This window comes from Limnofasciculus baicalensis BBK-W-15, from assembly GCF_024178385.1.
GTDB classification, from domain to species: domain Bacteria; phylum Cyanobacteriota; class Cyanobacteriia; order Cyanobacteriales; family Coleofasciculaceae; genus Limnofasciculus; species Limnofasciculus baicalensis.
In genome coordinates this window covers 1-1,104 of sequence record NZ_JAMZMM010000749.1, presented here as the reverse complement: position 1 = coordinate 1,104, position 1,104 = coordinate 1, and the positions used below count along the sequence as shown (strand labels likewise).

2 protein-coding genes are annotated in these 1,104 nt (G+C 44.2%); both read left to right on the top strand.

Translation table 11 applies throughout. The features are described 5' to 3' along the window. The first annotated feature begins 112 nt into the window (after nt 1–112). Complete coding sequence (locus NJ959_RS29940; protein WP_254015404.1) at nt 113–658, top strand: J domain-containing protein; 546 nt, start codon at nt 113–115, stop codon at nt 656–658. An 11-nt stretch (nt 659–669) separates the two neighbouring features. Then, nucleotides 670–942, top strand: coding sequence for a DUF3143 domain-containing protein (locus NJ959_RS29935; protein WP_254015403.1), 273 nt, complete (start codon nt 670–672; stop codon nt 940–942). Nucleotides 943–1,104: the final 162 nt, after the last annotated feature.

The window sequence follows — 1,104 nt, the reverse complement described above, 5'->3', positions numbered from 1 at the left end:
ACTCAAAACTCAAAACTCAAAACTCAAAACTCAAAACTCAAAACTCTCTTCCCCATTCCCCATTCCCTGTTCTAAAATAATGAAAGCGATCGCAGAGACAGGATAAACGATAGTGGATCAAGACTGGGTAAGACAAACAATAAGGGAAAAGGTAAGAGCGGCTCCTACTGGACATTATGGGATTTTAGAGTTACACCCTAGCGCCTCACCCTTAGAAATTCGACGCGCCTATCGGACACTCAGCAAGCGGTATCATCCAGATACAACGGATCTCCCGCCTCTGATGGCAACCCTAAAGTTCCAACAACTCAACGAAGCCTATGCTACCCTAAGTAATCCAGAAAGGCGATTAGCCTACGATCGCAAAATTGGCTATTCCCGGTTTAATGTAATTCAAGTACCCCCAGGCTTCCACAATCCAGTAGATTCCTCACAGCCAGAATACTATTCCTCCTCCGCCTACCTAGATGCAACGGATCGCCCCCTCTCCCCAGGGGAAATGTTTGCCCTATTCATTTTGGGAATAACCTTTATCGGTTGCTTGCTGATTGCAATCTTCATTGGTTTCACCAGGGCAGAATCCCCCGTAGAAATCTCAGAATTATCTAGTAATAGTCTCTCAACCCTACAGTGGTTTGCCCACAAAATTAACACCTAATCGAGATCAATATGCTTCTTCCGCCAGCAAACACCCCTTTATATAACCATCCTCTAAACGCCATTGAGCAATGGCTAAAAGCCCAAGGATGCGAACAAGATCGCAACAACATTCATTATTGGTATGTAGATCGAGCAACTTGGAGAGCTACCTTATGTTTAGATATTGAAGAATTAACTGTGTTATACACTAATGGGAGTGAGGGAGGACGAGATATTCAAAGATCCTTTAAGTATTCCCTCAGTCGTGCCGATATAGAAGCAGCAGTTTTTTCTGGGCCATAAACTATTACAGCAGATTGCAGGTTTATGAAGTACACAAGAGAAACCTGGTTTCTCTTTATTTTGAGCGTAGAAGAGCGCTCGCTCGCTCGGTATGGAAGATGGTGCGTGGGAGCATCCCGAGAAAGGAAGAAATACAGGTTGTATTCTTTCTCCCCCCTTTGA